Source organism: Arthrobacter sp. M71 S08 (assembly GCF_059089725.1).
Genome location: NZ_JBNHEY010000001.1, coordinates 793,768 through 806,631, shown reverse-complemented (window position 1 = coordinate 806,631; position 12,864 = coordinate 793,768). Strand labels below are relative to the sequence as shown.

The window sequence follows — 12,864 nt, the reverse complement described above, 5'->3', positions numbered from 1 at the left end:
GGTTAGATCTCCATCCCGAAGTGCTCGCTGAAACGTACGTCGCCCTCAATCATGTCCCGCATGTCAGAAACCTCGTTGCGGAACATCAGGGTGCGCTCGATACCCATGCCGAAGGCGAAACCCGAGTAAACCTCGGGATCAATGCCGGCTGCCCGCAACACATTCGGGTGCACCATGCCGCAGCCGCCCCACTCGATCCACTGGGGGCCGCCCTTGGCTCCGGGATGCCAGATATCCAGCTCTGCGGAGGGCTCCGTGAAGGGGAAGTAGTTGGGGCGGAGGCGGATGCCGGCGTCGTCACCGAACATCAGCCGGGCGAAGTGTTCGAGCGTTCCGCGCAGGTCGGCCATGCTCAGGCCCTTGTCGATGGCGAGGCCCTCGAACTGGTGGAATACGGGAGTGTGCGTGGCATCGAGTTCGTCGGTGCGGAACACCTTTCCGGGGCACAGCACGTAAAGGGGAACCTCACGCTCCAGCATGGCCCGCACCTGTACTGGGGAGGTGTGCGTGCGCATGACCAGGTGTGCCTCGGGGGGCTCCACGAAAAAGGTGTCCTGCATCTCGCGCGCGGGGTGGTCGGGCTTGAAGTTCAGGGCGTCGAAGTTGAACCACTCGGATTCCACCTCGGGACCTTCCGCAATTTCCCAGCCCATGCCGATGAAGATGTCGCTGACCCGCTCCTGCAGGATCGACAGCGGGTGCCGAGCACCGGCACGACGACGGCGCGGAGCAGCCGTGACGTCGACGGCCTCCTCCACGAGGATGCGGGCGTCGCGCTCGGCCTCGAGCTCCGTGGTGCGGGCCGCGAGCGCCTGGTTGATGCGTCCGCGGGCGGGACCGATGTTCTTGCCGGCCGCTGCCTTCTGGTCCTTCGCGAGCGAGCCGATCTGCCGGTTGGCCAGGCTCATCGGGGACTTCTCGCCGGTGTGGGCGAGCCGCACCGCTTTGAGCTCGTCGAGATCAGCGGCTGCGGCGATCTCTTTCAGGGCGTGGTCGACGGCGGCCGCGATTGCTTCGGCATCTAGCGGATGGGGGGCGACGGCGGTGTTGGACGCAGTCGCGTCCGCCTCCTGGACGTCCGCAGGCTTCGTGGGTTCAGACATGAGTGTGTGCTTTACCTTGGGGTCGTGAGCGCAATGGGTGCCGGCAGCTATGTCGCATGATTCCGGCGGCCCTGCCAGTCTAGAGGACCGCGGGCCGGTGACCCGAATGCCCCCGGTCACCGGGCAGGATTGTGCCCGCCTGAATTTATAGACTTACGCCCATGAACGGTCGCGACCGCCTGCGCTCGGCGCTGAACTGGATGAACGGGTCGACGCTGCTCGGCGTCGTCTCGGCGAAGCTCGTTGGTTGTGAACTCCGGCCCGCTCCCCGCGGGCTCATCTTCGCCCACCGCTACTCCCCCACGCTGCCGAAAGCATCGGCCTTCACCGTGGGCAACGTGGTGCTGTTCCGGGCGGGTCCGGAGGAGGTCGCCCGGCGCCCGCACCTCGTGGCGCACGAGTCACGCCACAGTACGCAGTATGCGTTGTGCCTGGGCTTGCCGTTCTTTCCGGCCTATTTCTTTTTCGCCGGTGTGTCCTGGCTCCTGACTGGTGATCCCGCGTCCCGCAATCCCTTCGAGCGCGCCGCCGGGTTGCGCGAGGGAGACTACATCGAACGGCCCGTGCGGCCTTTCCTCCGCCGTGCGCTGCCACGCCGGCGCTCCACAAGGATTCAGCGCACAGCGTTTCGACGACGGCGCTAGTGCTCGGCGCCCGCCGCGATCCGGTCGTCAGCCCCGGTTTCCGCGCTGGCGCGGGCGATGACAACCAACGCCGCAGCCATGTCCTGAATCGGCAGCCCGGGCTCGCCATGTACTTCGGCCTGCGCCGTGGAGAATGGGACATGGATGAACCCGCCACGTGCGCTCGCCCCGTCCCGGGCCAGCAGGTCCATCAGCCCGTAGAAGACGTGATTGCAGACGTACGTTCCGGCGGTTTGCGATACGGCGGCCGGCAGTCCGGCCTCCGTGAGCTCGCGCAGGGTGCGCTTGAGCGGAAGGGTGCTGAAATATGCTGCCGGACCGTCGACCCGGATTGGATCATCCACGGGCTGGTTTCCGGCGTTGTCAGGGATGCGGGCGTCGTCCACATTGATGGCCACACGCTCCAGCGAAATCTCGGACCGCCCTCCAGCCTGTCCTACGCACAGCACCATCTCCGGCTGATGAGTGCGAACTGCACGAATCAGCACCTCAATGCTCGTCCCGAAGACGCACGGCAGCCTGACGGCTACGGCCGGCTTGCCCTCGGCCTGGAGGGTGGCAGCAGCCAGTTGCGCTGCTTCCCAGGAGGGGTTGACGGTCTCACCACCGAAGGGCTCGAAACCAGTAAGCATGATCATCCACCAAGGTTAGCGCCGTGTCCTGACGAAGGCGGATGGGAACATATGTTCTAATAAAACCATGCGATGGGATGCGCAAAAGACGACGGCGGCGGTCACCCTGGGCGTGCCGGAGCCGCTGTTACCTCTTGCCGGGCTGGTGCGGTCCGTACAGACTCCGGAGTTCGCCGGCATCACGTTCCACGAGGTGCTTGCCAAGTCGGCCCTCAACCGGGTCCCGGCAAACTCGGGGATGCCCTTCTCCTGGACGGTCAACCCCTATCGGGGCTGTTCCCATGCCTGCGTGTACTGCTTCGCCCGGAAGACCCACAGCTACCTCAACCTGGACACAGGACATGATTTCGATTCACAGGTGGTAGTCAAGACCAACATCTGCGAGGTGCTTCGGCGCGAGGTGACCAAGGCTTCCTGGAGCAGGGAACACGTGGCGATGGGCACCAACACGGACCCCTACCAGCGGGCCGAGGGCCGGTACCGGCTGATGCCGGACATCATCCGCGCCCTGGCCGACAACGGCACGCCCTTCTCCATCCTCACCAAGGGAACGCTACTCAGCCGCGACATCCCTCTGTTGAAGCAGGCCGGCACGCAGGTCAGCCTGGGTATGGGCATCTCGCTTGCGCTGCTTGACCCCGAACTTGCACACGCCGTGGAGCCGGGAACACCCACCCCGCGAGCTCGCCTGGACCTCATCACCCGGCTGAGGGACGCGGGACTACCCTGCGGGGTTATGGCGATGCCCATCCTGCCCTGGCTGACAGACAGCGACGAAGCACTGGACGCTCTGTTCGGCGCCCTGGCCGCTGCGGGAGCCACGGGTGTGTCGGCCGGAGCGCTGCACCTGCGCCCGGGAGCGCGCGAGTGGTACATGGAATGGCTGGCAAAGACGCACCCCGGACTCGTTGGCCGGTACCGACGCCTGTATCGCGGCGGCACCTACGCCTCCGCTGAGTACCGCACGTGGCTTTCGAAGCGCATCCAGATGCACCGGCGTCGTCACGGGTTGTCCGCCGGTGCCCGCTTCTTCCGCGAGGAAGCGGGAGCGGGTGGCCAGGCGCCGCCGTCGGGCCCGTTGGCGGTGCAAGAGGTGGCCGCCGAACCGACGCTCTTCTGACCGGGTCCGTGCTGACCGGGTCTAGGTCAGGTCGGCTACCGGGATGACAGTGTCCAGCAGTGCATCGACGATGGGGCGGTCCGCTGGTATCCAGGGCAGTTCTTTGAGTTCACCGGTGTCCTGCAGGCTCACCCAACGAAGTTCGTCATGATCCTGGAGCGCTGCCGGCACGCCGGCGGTGACCACCGCCAGCCAGACGCGCATCGCTGCTGAGTCGTTGAGAGGCCAGCCGTCGGACCCGGGGCCTTCGAGTTCAGCCCCGACCTGAACTTCGACACCCAATTCCTCACGCACTTCGCGCTGAAGCGCCTCGACGTCGTCCTCGTCCGGCTCGACCTTGCCGCCGGGAAATTCCCACTGGCCGGCGAACTGTTCGGGAGCGGTCCGTCTCGCCGCAAGCAGCCTGGACGGTGCAGTGAGCGAGTCCACAATGGCGGCGCCGACTATCTGTTTGCGCTGGCTATCGGTCATCCAGTCAGTCTAGGGCCCGGCCCAGGCGGTCAGAAGATCGCGTTGAGGCCGTTCCAGCCCGAACCCATAGGACTGCGCGGAAGCCAGCCCGACCGCCCGTTGCCCGGGTACAACCAGAGGATGCCGCTTGTGTCCCGTGCGGCGATGTCGGCAATGCGGTCACCGTTGAGATCGCCCGCGCCAACGATCGCGGTCATGGCGTTCCAGCCGTGCCCGACGCGGACGCGCGGCAGCCACCCGCCGGCGCCGTTCCCCGGATACAGCCACAGGACGCCCGCGCCGTCCCGGGCGAGGACGTCGCTTGCCCTGTCGCCGTTGAGATCCCCAGGGCCCACGATTGCGGTCATGGAGTTCCAGCCACTGCCCACGCGGACGCGCGGCAGCCACCCGCCGGAGCCGTTCCCCGGGTACAACCACAGTGCGCCGGTGGCCCGTTCCCGGGCCAGCAGGTCCATGCGCTGGTCACCGTTGAAGTCACCCGGGGCCACGATGCTGCTGAATCCGTTCCAACCGTGTCCTACGCGGATGCGGGGCAACCAGCCGCCGGTGCCGTTCCCTCGGTACAGCCATAGGACTCCGGTTGCAGCTTCACGCGCGATGACGTCGGAGGGTCCGTCGCCGTTGAAATCGCCGGGGCTCTCCAGCGCGTTGAAGATGCCCCAGCCGGTGCCGATACGCGTTCCCGGGTTCAGGCCGCCGACGCCGTTTCCTGCATACAGCCTCAGGTCCCCGGTTGCGCCGACGCGTGCCAGGATGTCGTTGCGCCAGTCCCCGTTGAACTCGGCGGTGGAGCCGGTCAGTGTCGAGGCCGGTATACGCAGCGGGGTGAAGTTGTACGGTTCACAGGTACGGTCGTAGTCCCGCACGTCGTCGTACCACTGTGAGATGTAGACGCGGCCGGCGGAAAAGCTCGGCTGGAAGCAGCGGTCAAGCGCTTCCGTCGGATAATCCAGCCTTCCCGCGGTGGCCCAGACCGGGACACCCGGCAACCGCCAGGAGCCGACAATCTCCTGCCAACCGGAGGTATAGGAGTAGAACCCGTAAGAGAACCCTGCGTCTCGCAGCCCCCGCATCAGCCCTTCGATGACGTACCTGTTGTCCAGCCGTTGCGCGACGGTGGCACCCGGCCAGGGCTGGGCAGGACGAGGTTCGACGTCAATCCACACCACCGGCGGCCGGAACCCGACACGGTTCAGGCTCTGAATGGCAAAACGTGCCTCGGAGTAACCGACATTGGAGAGTCTGCCGGCGTGGGTTGCGGACGACCACGGCCCCTGCCCGCCGTAGGTGTTGAGCTGAGCGGCCGTAGGGTAGGTTGCCATGGCATAGCCGTGGGCCGGTTTGGAGTTGTTGCGCGCCCAGGCAACCTGATCGGCCAGACAGGGATTCTCGGTGAAGGCCAGTCCGCGGGTCAGCCCGATGATCACGAACTGGGATTCCGGCGGCGGAAGGGGCAGCCCGAACCCGCCCTGAGCCGTGGGACATTGTGGCCAGGAAATGTCATGCCCGAACAGCGGCGCCGCATGGGCCGCAGGAAGCGTTGTTCCGAGCATGCCCAGAATCAGGCTCATTGTCAGCAGGCAGACGGTGATGACCCTGCGAACGAACGGTGGGGGTCCGAGTGACTCGCCGCAATTCCGCCTGTGAGACGAATCTCGAGGCAAATCGGGAATTTTCACTGGCTCTGGGGATGTTTCATCCATGGCTCCGCGCTCCTCGTGCCCGTCCAATTTTAGAGCCGTGGCCGGTGCCGCGGAATGTTCACAACGGGAGCATTTTGGCGTCAATACGGTCTCAAACCCGTAAAGTGGAAAGCAGTGCTCAACGATGCGCGGCTAGAAAATAAGCGCCGACAAGCGCTTCCCGACATCGAAACGAGTCCTGTGTCTGCAACACCCACCCAGCGCCCAACCCGCAATCTGGTGCTGGCTATCCTTGCCCTGGCCATGGGGGGCTTCGGAATCGGCACCACCGAGTTCGCCATCATGGGCCTCCTGCCCGACATGGTGGCCGAACTCGGCGTCGATATCCCCGCCGGCGGACACGTCATCTCCGCCTACGCCCTGGGTGTTGTTGTCGGCGCTCCCTTGCTCTCAACCCTCGGTGCCAGGCTTCCGCACAAACGGGTTGCGTTGGCCCTGATGGCGCTGTTCACCGTAGGAAACCTTTCCTCCTATATCGCCGACGAGTACGGCTGGCTGTTGCTCTCGCGGTTCATCTCAGGGTTGCCGCACGGGGCTTTCTTCGGGGTTGCCGCCGTTATCGCCGCCTCGCTGTCCGCACCGACGCGGCGTGCCCAGGCGGTGGCCATGGTGATGATGGGCCTCAGTGTGGCGAACGTAGTGGGAGTTCCCTTCGCTACCTGGCTCGGACAGCAGTTCGGATGGCGGACCATGTTTGTGCTCGTGGGGCTCATCGGGATCCTCACACTGATCCTGATCACCCGCTATGTACCGCACCAGACCGTGCGCGACGGCGCGAGCATCACCCGTGAACTCGGCGCCCTGAAACGCGGGCAGGTGTGGATGACGCTACTCATCGGCACGGTCGGATTCGGCGGGTTCTTCGCCGTTTATACCTACATCGCTCCGACCATGACCGAGGTGGCGGGTGTACCGGAGGCTGTGCTGCCGATCGTCGTCGCGCTCTACGGACTGGGCATGGTTGCCGGCAACATCGTGGGCGGCCGGCTCGCCGATATTTCGGTGCTCGGAACCATCTACTGGGTGATGGGCAGCATCTCGGCAAGCCTTCTGCTCTTCGCGTTGGCGGTCCAGTGGGCACCGACGGCGCTGCTTTTTGTATTCCTCGTCGGAGCGATCGGTTCATCGCTGATTCCCTCCCTGCAGGTACGCCTGATGGACGTCTCCCCCGACGCACCATCGCTTGCCTCGTCGATGAACCACGCGGCGCTCAACACGGCCAATGCCCTCGGTGCTTTTCTCGGCGGGACGGTCATCGCCCTCGGCTGGGGTTACACCGCTCCGGCGCTCGTGGGCGCTGTGCTTGCGGCGTTTGGTCTGGGAGTGGCGCTGCTGAGCGGACGGATGGACCGCAGAACGGCCGCCACTGAACCGGTACCGGCGTCCGCCTCAGTGTGATTGCCAGGAAAGCTGTCTGAAGTGGCGCCTATCGGCGCTGGGCGCGCGCCGAGGCGTACAGGCAGACCGTCGCGGCGGTACCGACATTGAGACTTTCGGCGCTGCCATAGATCGGCACCGAGACCCGGTAACCTGCGGAGTCCAGTACATCCTCCGCCAGTCCCTTCGCCTCGTTGCCGAAGAGCCAGGCGGTGGGAGCCTCCAGGAGAGGTTTGGGGGTATCCTGCCCATCCGCGCTCGCGCGGGCCGGTGCGAGCCGTCGTGCGGCACTCGCGTCCTGGAGTTCGTCAAGGTTCCAGTCGCCGTAGCCGTCGGCTGCCAGCACCGTCACTGAGCGGTCTGCAAGCTCTGTGAGCAACGTACGGGTACCGACGCCAAGTACCACGGGCAAGTGGAAGAGCGACCCGACTGTGGATCGCACCGTCTTCGGGTTGTAGAGGTCCACGCTTCCGCTCGTGAAGATCACTGCGTCAGCCCCCGCGGAATCGGCAGCCCGGAGGATGGTTCCTGCGTTCCCTGGGTCGCGCACCTCTACGAGGACGGCGATCAGTCGCGGACGGCGCTCAAGTACAGCATCCAATGGGCAATCAATGAACCGGCAGACGGCCACGGCCCCCTGCGGCGTCACGGTTGAACTCATTGCGGCAAGGACCTCGGCGGTCACCATCCGCGGAGGCACCGCCGCCCCGAACTCGGGGTACCGCTCCAGTGTGTCAGCGGTCAAATACAGGTCGTCGACGACGCCGGTTACCCCTGCAGCACGCCGTGCCTCATGGAGGTGCAGCGCTTCACGCACCGCCTGGGGGCCTTCGGCGAGGAAGCGTTCCTGCCGCAGACGCGCCGAACGCCCCGCAAGCTTCGCTACTTCCCGGACCCGATCGGCTCGGGGATTGATCAGTAGCGGCGCCTGGGGGCGTTCGAATGTGCTCATTTATTTGTTCAACCGACTCGCGGAAGCCGACTGGGTGTGCTGGCTAGGCCTGCACCGGTGCAGACGTGTCGGACGGCAGTGAGTCCTTCGCGATCTGGACGAGCGCGGCGAATGCGTTTGCATCAGTCACGGCGAGGTCGGCCAGCATGCGGCGGTCAACCTCAACCCCAGCGGCCTTCAGGCCCTGGATCAGACGGTTGTAGGTGAGGCCGTTGGCGCGGGATGCAGCGTTGATGCGCTGGATCCAGAGCCGACGGAAGTCGCCCTTGCGCTTGCGGCGGTCACCGTAGCTGTAAACGAACGAGTGGAGCAGCTGCTCCTTAGCCTTGCGGTACAGGCGCGAACGCTGTCCGCGGTAACCTTTGGCGCGCTCGAGGATAACCCGACGCTTCTTGTGGGCGTTAACCGCCCGCTTCACACGTGCCACGTGCGTACTCCTTAGATAGATCGTCCGGACGCGTTTCCCCGCGGCAATGCAGCCGCTCTTGAGGGTGTCCGAAAGTGGTAGGGGGTGCTGTGTTAGACGCCGAGCATCTTTTTGATGACCTTGGTGTCGGCCTTGGATACGATCTGGTCGCTGGCCAGACGGCGTGTCAGCGTGGAGGGCTTGTGCTCCAGGTAGTGACGGCGGTTGGCCTGCTGGCGCTTGAGCTTTCCGCTACCCGTCAGCTTGAAGCGCTTCTTGGCGCCACTGTGTGTCTTCATCTTCGGCATGGAAACCGATCTCCTTTGGTCTCCGCCGGCACTTTGCCGGCGGCTCTTGCGGTATCCGCAGCGAACTGCGGTGCTTACGTGTTTGCCTCGCTGCCCGGACGGCAACTGGCTCCTAGTTGGAGCCGGAGGGCTTCGGTCGGCTCGGCGAACCCTTGGTTGGGGCCGCCTTGCCGGTTGGCTTTGGCGTAGCAGGCCTGGGCTTCGGCGTTGCCGCCGGCTTAGGCATTGCAGCGGGCTTGGGCGTTGCTGCCGGCTTGGGCGTTGCTGCCGGTGCCGCTGCTGCAGGTGCCTGTTTCGGTGCGGCTGCCTGTTTCGGCGCCGGTGCCGCAGGCGCCTGCTTCGGTGCGACAGCCTGCTTCGGTGCTGCAGCTTCCGGCTTGGCCTCAGGTGCCTTGCTCTCTTCCTCAGGTTCCTTCGCCGCTTCAGCCTCAGGTGCATCAGCAACAGGTTCCGGAGCCTCAGGCGCTGCAGTCTCTGTCTCTGAAGTTTCAGGTACTGAAGTTTCTGTCACGGTTTCAGGAGCTTCGGGCGCTGCAGCTTCCGGGGCGGACGCCGTTCCGGCAGATCGCAGTTCCTCGGGAAGTAGATCCCCAATGCTCTGTGTCAGCGGTGCCTGGCCGGAAGTGTCAACCTTGCCCTTCGGCGAGTCGTTCGCAGCCTTGGACTCGGCGCGCTGGGCAGCGCGGCGCGCTTCAGCCTTCGCTTCAGCCTTGTTCTTGACCGGCCCGATGACCATCACCATGTTGCGGCCGTCGATCCGCGGAGTCGATTCGACGACGCCGACCTCAGCTACGTCCTCCGCGAAGCGCTGCAGGAGACGAATCCCCATCTCGGGACGCTGCTGCTCGCGACCGCGGAACTGAATCATGGCCTTTACCTTGTCGCCGGCTCCAAGGAAGCGAATGGCGTGACCGCGCTTGGTCTCGTAGTCGTGGGTATCAATCTTCAGCCGGAAACGAATTTCCTTCAGCACGGTGTTCGTCTGGTTCTTGCGCGCCTCGCGCGCCTTCACCGCGGCTTCGTACTTGTACTTACCAAAATCCATGAGCTTGGCAACCGGAGGCTTGGCCTGAGGTGCCACCTCAACAAGATCAAGGTCGGACTCAGCGGCGAGTCGGAGGGCGTCTTCAATGCGGACGATTCCAACCTGCTCGCCCGCAGGGCCTACCAACCGCACCTCTGGGACGCGGATACGATCATTGATTCTTGGCTCGCTAATGTGCTGCTCCTGATGTCCGTCGAAAACCTGGACCGCGTGCAAAAGGAGAAGGCCCCCAATTGCATGCGCAATCGAAGGCCTCGGGCATCAGTGCGTAGGACAAACTGTAAACGTATGCCTTGGCACCGACCTGAACCCGGCTGCCTGTAGTCGCCTCAGGGGCAACGGCGGCAATCGCGGGTGGGAGAGGACTCCGCTTGCATACTGGTGATCCTTTTCATGCCGTTCCCGGCCATAAAAAATAACGACCCTCAGTCGGTCTGTGACAAGCTTACCAGCATGAGCACAGCAGACAGCAATCCCGACGCCACCCGCCATACCTTCCCGGCCTCAGACGAGGGCGACAGCGGAACGCTCGGCTCTGCCGACCATGTCCGCGACATAGCGGAGGTTCCGGCGGTCGAGGTCATCACAACATCGGCGGTCCATCTGATGAGCGCCGCGGCCGTCAAATGCGGACTGGCCGAGGGATCGGATGCCGAGACCTACAAGGACCTGGACGAGGCTCGCAAACTGATCACCGCACTTGCGGGATTCATCACTGCAGCGGCACCGGAAATCGGAAGCCAGCATGCCGGACCTTTGCGCGATGGACTGAGGTCGCTCCAGCTCGCCTTCCGCGAGGCGTCGATGCTTCCCGACGCACCCGGCCAGGGACCCGGTGAGAAGTTCACCGGTCCCGTCAACTGATTGTCCGCCGGCGACAATCCCTAGACCACCAGGCCGAGCGCCGTCGTCGTACCTGCTGCGCACCCAGACACAGCAGGCTCATGGCGGCGGCAGCTGCTCCCACCGCGACGAATCCTCCCCAGGGTCCCACGGAGTCGATTGTCAGGCCCGCCAGCGGTGCGCCCAGTGCCACGCCTGACGTGAGAGCCGAGCCGTACCAGCCCATCGCCTCTCCCCTGCGTTCCTCGGCGACCAGATAAGCAATCCGTTCCGATGCGGCGGAGAGCACCGGGGCGCACAGCAGTCCCGGCGCGATCGAGAGCAGCGCCAGCATCATGGTGCTGTCAGCAAAACCCATGGGGATGGTCAGGACGCTCATCAGGAGCAGGAGAACCAGAGGCGAGAGCGGCCTGTGCATTGCACCGTAAACCAGCCCGCCGACTACAGAGGCTGAACACCAGGCGAGGAAGACCCACCCCAACTCAAATGCCCGGTCATTGTTCTCGAGCACGGCGATGATACCGACATCGGTACCGGCGAGGACGAGTCCTGCTCCCGCTGCCACGATCATGACCACTGCCACAGGGAGCGTGAGCCATTGGAAGCTCTGTGCGACGCGTGCGCGCGCCCCGGCTGCTCTGGCGGGCCGCGCTCCGGGGACAAGTTCAGCCGACGCCTCGCTGACGCGCGCAGGAGCGGACGCGACCATCACTTCCACGGCCGCGGCAACGTCCTGGGCGGCGGACAGCGTGGCACCGGCGGCGCCCGGCTGGGTGCTCCGGGTGGGCGGGTTGAACCACATCAGGAGCAATCCCGCGAGGGCGGTCGATAGCCCGACGACGGTGAGCCCGAAGACCGTGGACACTTGGGTGGCCAGCACGGCACCGAGCGCTGGGCCGCCCATGAAGATCACTTCAGTCCCGACCGCGTCAAGAGTGAAAGCGGTCCGGCGTGAATCGCCGGTGACCAGGACGCCCAGGGATTGCCGGACCACGGAGAAGACGGGAAGGGTGAATACGCCGCCGATGAGAGCGGCGAGGAGCAGCCACTCGTAGGACAGGTGGGGAGCCACCGACCAAATGACTGCCTCCGCGACCACTGATGGAATAAGCGCTACCCGCAGGCCGGCTATATCCACCCGTCGGCCGCGCCACGGCGCACCTACAGCAATGCCGATGGTCATTACCGCCGCAACCGCTCCTGCTTCGGCGTAGCCTCGCTCCAGGGTCTGCACCACGTGCAGGGTGAGCAGCACTCCCGCAGCAGAATGCGGAAAGCGGGCGATCATGCCCACGATCAGCAGGCGGCGAACCGGGACGATCCTCAGCAGCTCCCGGTAAACGGCAAAGTTCAACGTTCGTCATCTTTCACGCGGGCTCCCCCGCGTGAAAGATCAACGCGTGAGCCGAATTTCGAGCGAGTCCACCCGCTCGACAAACTCCTGCAGATTTTGGAGGCGGTCCTGGAATGCCGCTGTCGTTGAGCGGACATCCTCCTGCGAGAGCCCTGAGTCCAGTACGAGGGTCAGGCGCAGTTCCGGGCCGGCACCGCCGCCTCGGACTACTCTACCGTCAGCTGTACGGCTGGAGACGCCGGGGCCGGGAGAGAGCTCGACCCTGCGGATGGTGCCCTGTTCGGCGATGGCTTCGCTCACCAGGCGTGCAAGGTCGGGATCCGCGTACGACGGCGTCCACTCCCTTTGCTGGGCCAGCGCCCACAGCGCGGGGCGGCGGACGACGAAAGTCACCTCGGCGCCGGGGTCCACGACCATGAGTTCGGCATTCTCGGATACTGCAGCAAGGGCCGCTCGTGGCGCAAAGACCGCGACGGGCCGCGCCTCCGGGTGCCAGCGTTCGAGGCGGGCTGTGGACGTGAACACCGGCAGGACACTTCGCCCGTCCGGCGCCCTCATGGTGACCAGGGCCATGTCTGCTTCCTTGTCACCCTCATGGTGGCGGTGCCCGGCCCCTGCGGCCTCCTCGGCAACTCCGTCCTGGCCTCCGAGCTGGGCGACCACCGGCACGAAGACGCGAACGTCGGCCAGTGCCCCTACGACTGCCGTCTCATCCGCGGCATCGTTCACCAGGTTGCGCACAGCGGCATCGTAAGCAGCCGGCACCGCGCCGTCGTCCTTGTCGAAAGCATGAAGCGGGTTCCCGTCCGCAGACAGATCCCTGCCCCTCCAGGCGCGCCCGGCCGAGTCGGCAACGTTGTGGCTGAGCGCCGCCTCGATATGGGCCGGGAGCCTCCGCTCGGTCAT

Annotated in this window: 14 protein-coding genes; 4 read left to right on the top strand and 10 right to left on the bottom strand. The window is 65.3% G+C overall.

Features of this window, described 5'->3' with window-relative positions:
* Nucleotides 1–2: 2 nt before the first annotated feature.
* Complete coding sequence (gene pheS / locus AC5RTB_RS03775; RefSeq protein WP_494059720.1) at nt 3–1,103, bottom strand: phenylalanine--tRNA ligase subunit alpha; 1,101 nt, start codon at nt 1,101–1,103, stop codon at nt 3–5.
* A gap of 161 nt (nt 1,104–1,264) precedes the next feature.
* Here pheS and AC5RTB_RS03770 point away from each other — a divergent pair, with 161 nt between their 5' ends.
* Nucleotides 1,265–1,747, top strand: coding sequence for a hypothetical protein (locus AC5RTB_RS03770; RefSeq protein WP_494059719.1), 483 nt, complete (start codon nt 1,265–1,267; stop codon nt 1,745–1,747).
* On the opposite strand, the gene pcp is transcribed toward AC5RTB_RS03770, so the two are convergent.
* Entirely contained in the window at nt 1,744–2,385 is a 642-nt protein-coding gene (gene pcp, locus AC5RTB_RS03765) for a pyroglutamyl-peptidase I (RefSeq protein WP_494059718.1), read from the bottom strand. The two genes, AC5RTB_RS03770 and pcp, sit on opposite strands and share 4 nt — an antisense overlap.
* 61 nt (nt 2,386–2,446) lie before the next feature.
* On the opposite strand from pcp, the gene AC5RTB_RS03760 reads away from it, so the two are divergent.
* Nucleotides 2,447–3,499: an Rv2578c family radical SAM protein gene (locus tag AC5RTB_RS03760; protein ID WP_494059717.1), complete on the top strand. Its 1,053-nt coding sequence runs from the start codon at nt 2,447–2,449 to the stop codon at nt 3,497–3,499.
* A 21-nt stretch (nt 3,500–3,520) separates the two neighbouring features.
* On the opposite strand, the gene AC5RTB_RS03755 is transcribed toward AC5RTB_RS03760, so the two are convergent.
* Nucleotides 3,521–3,970 carry a (deoxy)nucleoside triphosphate pyrophosphohydrolase gene (locus AC5RTB_RS03755; RefSeq protein ID WP_494059716.1) on the bottom strand — a complete coding sequence of 150 codons (450 nt, stop codon included), beginning with the start codon at nt 3,968–3,970 and terminating at the stop codon, nt 3,521–3,523.
* A gap of 29 nt (nt 3,971–3,999) precedes the next feature.
* Nucleotides 4,000–5,541, bottom strand: coding sequence for an FG-GAP-like repeat-containing protein (locus tag AC5RTB_RS03750; protein ID WP_494059715.1), 1,542 nt, complete (start codon nt 5,539–5,541; stop codon nt 4,000–4,002).
* A gap of 312 nt (nt 5,542–5,853) precedes the next feature.
* Between AC5RTB_RS03750 and AC5RTB_RS03745 the strand changes: the two genes are divergently transcribed.
* On the top strand, nt 5,854–7,071 hold the full coding sequence (locus tag AC5RTB_RS03745) for an MFS transporter (RefSeq protein ID WP_494059714.1): 1,218 nt from the start codon (nt 5,854–5,856) through the stop codon (nt 7,069–7,071).
* Between the two features lie 28 nt (nt 7,072–7,099).
* On the opposite strand, the gene AC5RTB_RS03740 is transcribed toward AC5RTB_RS03745, so the two are convergent.
* The 4 genes from AC5RTB_RS03740 to infC all read right to left on the bottom strand — a co-directional run bounded on the left by AC5RTB_RS03740 (nt 7,100) and on the right by infC (nt 9,893).
* Nucleotides 7,100–8,002, bottom strand: a complete 903-nt coding sequence (locus tag AC5RTB_RS03740; RefSeq protein WP_494059713.1) for a TrmH family RNA methyltransferase — start codon at nt 8,000–8,002, stop codon at nt 7,100–7,102.
* Nucleotides 8,003–8,045: 43 nt separating this feature from the next.
* Nucleotides 8,046–8,429, bottom strand: a complete 384-nt coding sequence (gene rplT / locus AC5RTB_RS03735; protein WP_490890897.1) for a 50S ribosomal protein L20 — start codon at nt 8,427–8,429, stop codon at nt 8,046–8,048.
* A 92-nt stretch (nt 8,430–8,521) separates the two neighbouring features.
* Entirely contained in the window at nt 8,522–8,716 is a 195-nt protein-coding gene (rpmI, locus tag AC5RTB_RS03730; RefSeq protein ID WP_026545492.1) for a 50S ribosomal protein L35, read from the bottom strand.
* Between the two features lie 112 nt (nt 8,717–8,828).
* Nucleotides 8,829–9,893 (bottom strand): translation initiation factor IF-3, encoded by a 1,065-nt coding sequence (gene infC, locus AC5RTB_RS03725; protein ID WP_494059712.1) that lies wholly within the window; start codon nt 9,891–9,893, stop codon nt 8,829–8,831.
* Nucleotides 9,894–10,214: 321 nt separating this feature from the next.
* Between infC and AC5RTB_RS03720 the strand changes: the two genes are divergently transcribed.
* Complete coding sequence (locus AC5RTB_RS03720; RefSeq protein ID WP_494059711.1) at nt 10,215–10,625, top strand: DUF1844 domain-containing protein; 411 nt, start codon at nt 10,215–10,217, stop codon at nt 10,623–10,625.
* Here AC5RTB_RS03720 and AC5RTB_RS03715 read toward each other — a convergent pair.
* Both AC5RTB_RS03715 and AC5RTB_RS03710 read right to left on the bottom strand, forming a co-directional pair.
* Entirely contained in the window at nt 10,618–11,958 is a 1,341-nt protein-coding gene (locus AC5RTB_RS03715; RefSeq protein WP_494059710.1) for an MFS transporter, read from the bottom strand. The two genes, AC5RTB_RS03720 and AC5RTB_RS03715, sit on opposite strands and share 8 nt — an antisense overlap.
* A gap of 39 nt (nt 11,959–11,997) precedes the next feature.
* Entirely contained in the window at nt 11,998–12,864 is an 867-nt protein-coding gene (locus AC5RTB_RS03710; protein WP_494059709.1) for an SseB family protein, read from the bottom strand.

Excerpts from the sequence above, each read along its gene's own strand:
- AC5RTB_RS03720 (WP_494059711.1), top strand. The coding sequence starts at position 10,215 with ATGAGCACAGCAGACAGCAATCCCGACGCCACCCGCCATACCTTCCCG.
- rpmI (WP_026545492.1), bottom strand. The coding sequence starts at position 8,716 with ATGCCGAAGATGAAGACACACAGTGGCGCCAAGAAGCGCTTCAAGCTG.
- AC5RTB_RS03755 (WP_494059716.1), bottom strand. The coding sequence starts at position 3,970 with ATGACCGATAGCCAGCGCAAACAGATAGTCGGCGCCGCCATTGTGGAC.
- AC5RTB_RS03770 (WP_494059719.1), top strand. The coding sequence starts at position 1,265 with ATGAACGGTCGCGACCGCCTGCGCTCGGCGCTGAACTGGATGAACGGG.
- AC5RTB_RS03740 (WP_494059713.1), bottom strand. The coding sequence starts at position 8,002 with ATGAGCACATTCGAACGCCCCCAGGCGCCGCTACTGATCAATCCCCGA.
- pcp (WP_494059718.1), bottom strand. The coding sequence starts at position 2,385 with ATGATCATGCTTACTGGTTTCGAGCCCTTCGGTGGTGAGACCGTCAAC.
- AC5RTB_RS03750 (WP_494059715.1), bottom strand. The coding sequence starts at position 5,541 with ATGAGCCTGATTCTGGGCATGCTCGGAACAACGCTTCCTGCGGCCCAT.
- AC5RTB_RS03710 (WP_494059709.1), bottom strand. The coding sequence starts at position 12,864 with ATGACCGAGCGGAGGCTCCCGGCCCATATCGAGGCGGCGCTCAGCCAC.
- pheS (WP_494059720.1), bottom strand. The coding sequence starts at position 1,103 with ATGTCTGAACCCACGAAGCCTGCGGACGTCCAGGAGGCGGACGCGACT.
- AC5RTB_RS03760 (WP_494059717.1), top strand. The coding sequence starts at position 2,447 with ATGCGATGGGATGCGCAAAAGACGACGGCGGCGGTCACCCTGGGCGTG.